Here is a 6,971-nt window from a genome sequence, read left to right as displayed (position 1 = left end):
CGCCGAACTCGCCGGCATGAGCCGCTCCCTGCGCGACCTGGTCGGCGGCTTCACCGTCTGACCCCCGGCCCGGGGCTCTCCGGGCGGGGGCTGCCCCGCCCGGACGTCCGGTGAGACGCTGGAGGCATGCTGCAGGTCATCGGCGCGGGGCTGGGGCGGACCGGAACCAGTTCCCTCAAGGTCGCACTCGAACGGCTGGGGTTCGATCCCTGCTACCACATGTACGAGGTGGTCGGCAGTGTGGCGCGGATGCGCCAGTGGATCGACGTGGCGGAGGGGCGGACCCGCGACTGGGACGCGGTCTTCCGCGGCTACCGGGCGTGCGTGGACTTCCCCGCCGCCGCCTACTGGAGGGAACTGGCGGCGGCCCATCCCGCGGCGAAGGTGATCCTCACCGAGCGCGATCCGGAGGCCTGGTACGAGAGCGCCCGGAAGACCATCTTCAGGCTGCCCCTCCTGCTCCGGCACCCCCTGGCCGGGCCGGTGCTGCGCGCCCTGCCCTCCGGGAGCCGGGCGGCCACCTTCATCCGCATGCTGAGCACGCTCAACCGCGACCGCCGCGACATCGGCTTCGACCGCGACAGCGCGATCGGCTACTTCGAGCGGCACAACGCCGAGGTGCGCCGCTCCCTGCCGCCGGAGCGGCTGCTGGTCTACCACGTGGAGCAGGGGTGGGAGCCGCTCTGCGCGTTCCTGGGCGCGCCCGTCCCCGCCGGGCCGTTCCCGCGGGCCAACGACAGCGCCCGCTTCTGGGGCAACTTCCGCCGGACGCTGTGGGGCGGCCCTGCGGGGCCCGGGACCCGGGGCTGAACTCCCGGTCGCAGAACGCCGAGGCCGCCACCGGACGTCCGGCGGCGGCCTCGGGAGCCCCGCGCACGGCGGGGCGGGGGCGGAGGGGATCGGTCCGGGTCAGCCCCGCTCGCGGAGCAGGCGGGCACTGAGGAGGCGGACTCCGGCGTAGGAGCCGACGCCTGCCACCAGCAGCAGGGCGAAAACGAAGCCGGTGGGGACGGAGGGACCCTCTTCACCGGAGGCGGAGACGGGATCGGCCTTGAGCGTCGTCGGTGCGGGAGTCTGCACCGCGGCGGGGGCGCTCTTGCCCTCCTGCGTCGCGGCGCGCTCCGGCGCCGAGGACGCCGGGGGAGTGGGCGTGGACGGCGTGGACGGCACGGTCTTCGGGGCCTTGCCCGCGGCGGGAGCCTCAGGGGCCTTCGCAGCGGCCTTGGCGGGCTCGGCCGCGGGCTTGGCCGGGGTCCGGAGCAGGACCGGCTCGGCCGGGTCGCGGTCCTTCCTGGACCAGGCACGGGTCTCGAACGGCACCGGGTGGTTCTTCTTGCCGACGCCCGGACCCCACTTGGTGATCACGTAGTCGACCTCGATGTGGCCCTTGCCGCCGTTGCCGTTCACCGCGAGGGTGTCGGGGTTGAACCTCCCGCCGGTCAGGTCGGCGAAGGTCTTGGCGTCCAGGTCCAGCATGATGCCGCGGGTGGACGGCTCACCGGGGCCGCGGTCGCCCACGAAGAACGGCGCCTTCTTCCCCTTGTAGACGACGTATCCCTCGGTCAGCAGCGGCCACGAGGGGGAGGCGGCCAGGCCCTTCTGCATCGGCTTGCCCGAGGCGGGCAGCCCGGTGTCGCCGTTGCGGCCCGAAGCGTCGTCCCAGTAGTAGGACGCGGTGGTCGATCCCTTGAGCATGACCTTCCGGCCCTCACCGCTGTCGGCGGAGGCGGCGCTTCCGGCCGCCACGACCGTTCCTGAGACCAGCGACACTCCCAGGAGGGCGGTCAGGGCACGGGCGGCGAGGCGGGTGGAGAACGTCATGGAGAACACGGATCCTTACGACGGAGACAGGTCTCCGGCCGATGCTGCGGTGGTTCCGGGTGGCCGGTGCGGGCCCTGCCGGAGCGGCCCGTGTCCTCCAGTAAGCCGAGGCGGCGTAGCGCCCGGAGTGCACGGCGGGTGCAGGCCGGTTGCCGCGTCCGGCAATCGTTAAGCTCCCGCCCGATACCGGTGTCCGGCAGGCCCGTGTCCGCTCTCCGGGCCGTCCGCGGACACGGCCCGCCGACCTCTCCACCGCCCCGGAAAGGGGCTCTCCTCCCGGGGATCGGACCGGCTCGCGAGGGTCCTGGACGTCCTCCGGAACATCACGACAATTGCTGATTTGAGTCGCTTCGGTCGCTTGGGTCGCCGTTCTTCCTGCCGGAGGTCAAGGGCGGCACCCGGCAGTGACTGTGCGACGGTTCGGTCGCTGCGGTTCGGTAGCTGATGAAATAGCAGGTCAGAGGCACTTTCCGGGGCTCTCAGCGACCCAAGCGACTCGAGATCGGGTATATGACGGGAACTTGACCCGCGCGTGTGCGCGTCATAGACCCCGTCCTTCAGTCGCTTCAGTCGCTTTTGCAGCGGTAAAACCGGCCGTGACCTGGGACTCCCTCCCGGCGACCGGTGGCAGCGACCGAACCGCTCCGGTCGCTGCCACCCGGTTCGGTCGCTGCGGTTCGGTAGTTCGGGACCGGGCGCCCCGGTCCCGGTCCGTCCAGGCGGTCCCGGGCGGCCCCGTCCGCCGGTTCTCTCCCTGTTCGCTCACCGATGACCGTCGCACGGCCGTGTTCCCGCACCGGAGACCGACTGTCCGCTAGCCTGTGCTGATGTTCGGATCTTCAGTCGCTTCGGTCGCTTGAGTCACTCCGGAGACACCGCCGGTCCGCCGGGCCTTCCGGGAGGCCTCCGACCGACGGGTTCCGGGTACCGAACCGAGCTTTCACGGCCAGCGCACGGACGGGAAGGACGCAGTGACGCCGCCAGACGAGGCCCATCACCGGCAGGCCGGGCGAGACCGGTCCGTCGCCGTCGCGCGCTGGTGCGCGGCGAGGGGCTGGCCGGTCCACCCGCTCGCGCCCGGCAGGAAGACCCCGGCGGGCAACTGCCGCCGCTGCCAGGGCGCCGGGCACCCTCCGGCCTCCTGTGCCTGCCTCGGGGCCGGGCGCTGGTGCCACGGTTTCCACGCCGCCACCACCGACCCCGACCTGATCACCTCCTGGTGGACCGCCAACCCGGCCTTCGGGGTCGGCGTCGCCTGCGGGCCCGCGGACCTGGTCGTCATCGACGTCGACGCCCACCCCTCGTCCGTGCCGGACCGCGACCGGATCCTGCCGGGCATCCCGATCCCCGACCAGGTCGACCTCACCGGACTGACGACGGGGTTCCACGCGCTCGCGCTGCTGGCCGCCCTGCGCGGAGCCCCCGACCCCGCCCAGGACTCCGCCACGCTGCGGGTCCGCACGCCGTCCGGCGGGATGCACGTGTGGTACCGCGCAGGAGACGCCGGCCCGTTCCTCTGCTCCGTCGGGTCGGCGGCCGGCGCCGGCCGCGCCCTGGCCTGGCAGGTCGACGTCAGGGCCGGCGGCGGCTACATCATCGCCCCCGGCACCCGCACCGGTGACGGCGTCTACACGCCGCTCGGCGACCGCCGCGTGCCCGCGCCCCTGCCCGAGTGGCTGGCCCGGGAGCTGGTGCGCACCGGCCACCGTCCCCAGCCCGCCCCCCGGGCGCAGCCGTCCCGGGCCGTGATGGCGCCGCCCCGGGGCCGCCAGGCCGTCGTCAGGGCCGGCGGCGGCCGTACGGGGGCCTGGCGCGCGCTCGACAGGGTCCTGGGCGAGGTGCTGGCCTGCGCGGCCGTACCCGAGGGCGCGGGGTTCACCGCCAAGCTCAACGTGGCCGCCTACACCGCCGGAGGCCTCGTCGCCGCAGGCCATCTCGGGCAGGCGGAGGCCGAGGGGCTCCTCGCAGACGCGGCGGACCGGGCCCGCCCGGGCCAGACCCGCCGCTGCGCCCAGATCATCCGTGCAGGCATCGCGGCCGGGGCCCGCCACCCGCTCCACATCGAAGGACGCCCGACCACCGACCCCGGGGCCGAACGCCGGGGCCTCCACGCCGAAGGCAATCGATGAATCCCTCACCAGGGCAGGGGGGCTTCGACCCGGCCGCCGTCGCCCAGCAGATACTCGACCTGTCGCTGCCCGTCACCGCGGAGCCCCGGAGCCCCGGAGGCGGCGCCCGGACCGGCGGGAACGGCGCCGCGGAGCCCGCGCGGGCCGCGGCGCCCGCGGCGGCGACCAGCGAGGGCCTGCTGCCGGACTCGCTGTCGGACCGGGGCAACGCCAAACTGTTCGTGAGCCTGTACGGCAAGGACTTCCGGCACGTCCCCGGCCTGGGCTGGTACCGCTGGGCGGGGCACCGCTGGGAGCTCGACGAGAGCGACACCGTCGTGTGGGCCGCCGGGGAGATGGCCGAGAACATCGCGGTGACGGACGTCCGCGGGATCTTCAGCGACCGCGACCTGCACGGCCACCGGCGCCGCTCGCTGTCCACCTCCGGCATGAAGGCGCTGCTGGCGCAGGCCAAGGCCGCCCCCGGCATGGTGCTGGGCGCCGAGCTGCTGGACGCCGACCCGTACGCGCTGTGCACCCCCGCCGGGGTCGTCGACCTGCGCACCGGCGTCATCAGCGCCCCGGACCCGGCGCGGCACTTCCACTCCCGCTCCACCACCATGGCGCCCGAACGCATGCCCACCCCCCGCTGGGAGCGCTTCCTCGCCGACATCTTCGGCACCGACGCCGAAGGCCGCCAGACCGTCGACTTCCTGCACCTGCTGCTCGGCTACTCCGTCACCGGTGACGTCGGCGCGCAGGTGCTGCCGTTCCTGTACGGCCAGGGCAAGAACGGCAAGTCGGTGCTGCTGGAGGTGATGCTCCAGCTGCTGGGCGACTACGCCGACGCGGCTCCGCCCGGATTCCTCATGGCCAAGACGTTCGACGGCCACCCCACGGACCTGGCCGAGCTGCACGGCCGCCGCATCATCGTCTGCTCCGAGCTCAAGCCCGGAGACAAGTTCGACGAGGCCCGGGTCAAGCTGCTGACCGGCGGCGACAAGATCAAGGCCCGCCGGATGCGGCAGGACTTCTTCTCCTTCGACCCGACCCACCACCTGTGGCTGCTGGGCAACCACCGCCCCGAGGTGACCAGCGGGGGGTTCGCGTTCTGGCGGCGCATCCGGCTGATCCCGTTCGAGCGGGTCGTCTCGGAGGAACGCAAGATCGACAACCTGGCGCGCGTCCTGGTCCAGGAGGAGGGGCCGGGCATCCTCGCCTGGCTCGTCGACGGAGCCCGCCGCTACCTGCTCGGCGAGAAGGACCTGAGCGGTCCGCAGCGGGTACGGCTGGCCACCGACGCCTACGCGGAGACCGAGGACCACGTCGGGCGGTTCATCTCCGAGACGTGCAAACTGGATTCCGGTATGAGAGCCGAACAAGCCCGCCTGTACACCGAGTACGCACGCTGGTGCGGTTTCGAGGGTGCCACGCCCGTCTCGGCCCGCGCCTTCGCCGCCCGCGTCCGCGAAGCCGTCGGGCTGGCCTCGCCCAGGCAGATGGTCCTGTCCAACTCGCGCAAGTTCTACCCGGGGATCGGCCTGATCTCCGACCTTCCCGTCGAGGAGCAGCAGCCGTGAGCGAGCGAACCACGGACACCGCGGTGCCACGAGCGCGGCTGACGAAGGAGGCCGCGTGAGCGCGCTGATCGACCCGGAGGACCTCGTCCACGAGACCGAGCTCGTCTGGCTGGAGGACATCGAGCCCCTCGACTACGTCCGCCAGTCCCTGGACCGCCTGCCCAGCCGCAGGCGCAAACCCCCGTACCACCGCGACGGCCGCATGGTCGGATACGCCGTCATCGGGCCCGACGCCAGGGCGTCGGCGGCCTCCGGCACCTTCCGCCGCCGGGTGTTCTGGCTGCTGCCGCACGACCGCGACCAGCAGCCGGACGGCCTGTACGCCACCGGAGCCCCCTCCGAGGCGGTCGATCCCCGGACGCTCGCCCCGAAGGTCGCCGGCTACAAGACCGAGCGCTCCGAGGGCGGCCCGGCCTCCGAGGCGATGCTCGAACTCGGCAGGACGCTCCCCAAGGCCTGAACAGGGATCTCGCGCCTGTCCCGGCGACGACGGCGCCGGGACGCATCCGGGTCCGTACCGGCACCCGCCGGTACGGACCCGGACCGGTGCCCGGAGCGGGTCCCATCGGGCCCCACCCGATGGGACCCGAGCTGATCAGAACGGATGACGATCGACACGAAGCACGGACACCCCGCGCTGAGGAGCGTCCAGCACGACGTATGTCACCGGGATGCCGGCGTGATCCCAGACGTGCATGTTGCCTGCCAGGGTGAGTCGGCGGCCGTTTCCCGGAGTCAGCCTAGATCTCCAGCAGTACGTCTATCTCCTGCTTGGAGAGAGTGTCGATCTGAGCTTCGGCGACGGGAGCACCGATTCTGACGGTGTACACCTAGATCTGGACTCCGCGCCGGGCGAGAACCTCCGCCAGGGACGTCCCCGCCGGGCGATGCCCGGAACCTATCTCCTGGGCTTCGGCGTGCATGCGCTGCCAGTCCTCCCGGTCTCCGGCGGCTCTGGTGGCGATGCGCCACCAACCGGTGAGGAAGTCGTCGAGCGCGGACAGGTCCGCCACGGTGGCATTGGTGATCTGCGCGAGTTCGGCATCGAACGCACCGATGTTGTCAGGGGGAAGGGCCGCCCGGACCGCGGTGAAAGTGCGTTCGATCGCCGAGGGGGGTACGGCATGGGGCTGTGCGGTCACGAGGCCTCCTTGGTCGTCGTCTTGCCGAGCCATGAGCGGACAGTGGTGCGGCTGATGCCCGCTTCACGCGCCACCACGGCTTCGGCGCGGTCCTCTTGCCGGACGGCGTGGATGACAGCCTCTCGGAGAGCGTTGTGCGCTGCTGTGCGCGCTCTCCCCAGCGTGGCCAGGTCGACGGTCTTGTGCGCGGCCTCTGTCAAGGTGGCCCTCCCCTCCTGCTGTACAGAACAGTACAGAAAATCGGGAGAGTGCGGAGCCGCTCAGGCGACGTGCTGCCAGGGGGTGGTGTGCAGGAGTTCGTCGATTCGGGGGGCGGGGAC

The 6,971-nt window shown here is 72.5% G+C and carries 7 protein-coding genes; 4 read left to right on the top strand and 3 right to left on the bottom strand.

The window, feature by feature from the left end; translation table 11 throughout:
- Nucleotides 1-126: 126 nt before the first annotated feature.
- Nucleotides 127-810: a sulfotransferase family protein gene (locus IEZ07_RS35020; protein ID WP_191898731.1), complete on the top strand. Its 684-nt coding sequence runs from the start codon at nt 127-129 to the stop codon at nt 808-810.
- Between the two features lie 99 nt (nt 811-909).
- Here IEZ07_RS35020 and IEZ07_RS36155 read toward each other — a convergent pair whose 3' ends face one another.
- Entirely contained in the window at nt 910-1,821 is a 912-nt protein-coding gene (locus IEZ07_RS36155) for a hypothetical protein (RefSeq protein WP_373868906.1), read from the bottom strand.
- Between the two features lie 971 nt (nt 1,822-2,792).
- Between IEZ07_RS36155 and IEZ07_RS35010 the strand changes: the two genes are divergently transcribed.
- The 3 genes from IEZ07_RS35010 to IEZ07_RS35000 are packed head-to-tail and all read left to right on the top strand — an operon-like array spanning nt 2,793 to nt 5,969.
- Nucleotides 2,793-3,950: a bifunctional DNA primase/polymerase gene (locus IEZ07_RS35010; RefSeq protein WP_191898730.1), complete on the top strand. Its 1,158-nt coding sequence runs from the start codon at nt 2,793-2,795 to the stop codon at nt 3,948-3,950.
- Nucleotides 3,947-5,509 carry a DNA primase family protein gene (locus tag IEZ07_RS35005; protein ID WP_191898729.1) on the top strand — a complete coding sequence of 521 codons (1,563 nt, stop codon included), beginning with the start codon at nt 3,947-3,949 and terminating at the stop codon, nt 5,507-5,509. The genes IEZ07_RS35010 and IEZ07_RS35005 overlap by 4 nt, the downstream gene beginning before the upstream one ends.
- 55 nt (nt 5,510-5,564) lie before the next feature.
- Nucleotides 5,565-5,969: a DUF6009 family protein gene (locus IEZ07_RS35000; protein ID WP_068904600.1), complete on the top strand. Its 405-nt coding sequence runs from the start codon at nt 5,565-5,567 to the stop codon at nt 5,967-5,969.
- A gap of 370 nt (nt 5,970-6,339) precedes the next feature.
- Here IEZ07_RS35000 and IEZ07_RS34995 read toward each other — a convergent pair whose 3' ends face one another.
- Nucleotides 6,340-6,651, bottom strand: coding sequence for a DUF6247 family protein (locus tag IEZ07_RS34995; protein ID WP_191898728.1), 312 nt, complete (start codon nt 6,649-6,651; stop codon nt 6,340-6,342).
- Nucleotides 6,648-6,851, bottom strand: coding sequence for a hypothetical protein (locus IEZ07_RS34990; RefSeq protein ID WP_191898727.1), 204 nt, complete (start codon nt 6,849-6,851; stop codon nt 6,648-6,650). The genes IEZ07_RS34995 and IEZ07_RS34990 overlap by 4 nt, the downstream gene beginning before the upstream one ends.
- Nucleotides 6,852-6,971: the final 120 nt, after the last annotated feature.

The sequence above is a fragment of the Planomonospora parontospora genome (assembly GCA_014647935.1).
In the GTDB taxonomy this organism is placed as follows: domain Bacteria; phylum Actinomycetota; class Actinomycetes; order Streptosporangiales; family Streptosporangiaceae; genus Planomonospora; species Planomonospora parontospora.
The sequence above is the reverse complement of the archived record's forward strand: the minus strand, read 5'-3'. Positions and strand labels throughout refer to the sequence as shown.

What these genes read in the sequence shown, in the direction of transcription:
- IEZ07_RS36155 (WP_373868906.1), bottom strand. Translation starts at nt 1,821, where the DNA reads ATGACGTTCTCCACCCGCCTCGCCGCCCGTGCCCTGACCGCCCTCCTG.
- IEZ07_RS35020 (WP_191898731.1), top strand. Translation starts at nt 127, where the DNA reads ATGCTGCAGGTCATCGGCGCGGGGCTGGGGCGGACCGGAACCAGTTCC.
- IEZ07_RS35005 (WP_191898729.1), top strand. Translation starts at nt 3,947, where the DNA reads ATGAATCCCTCACCAGGGCAGGGGGGCTTCGACCCGGCCGCCGTCGCC.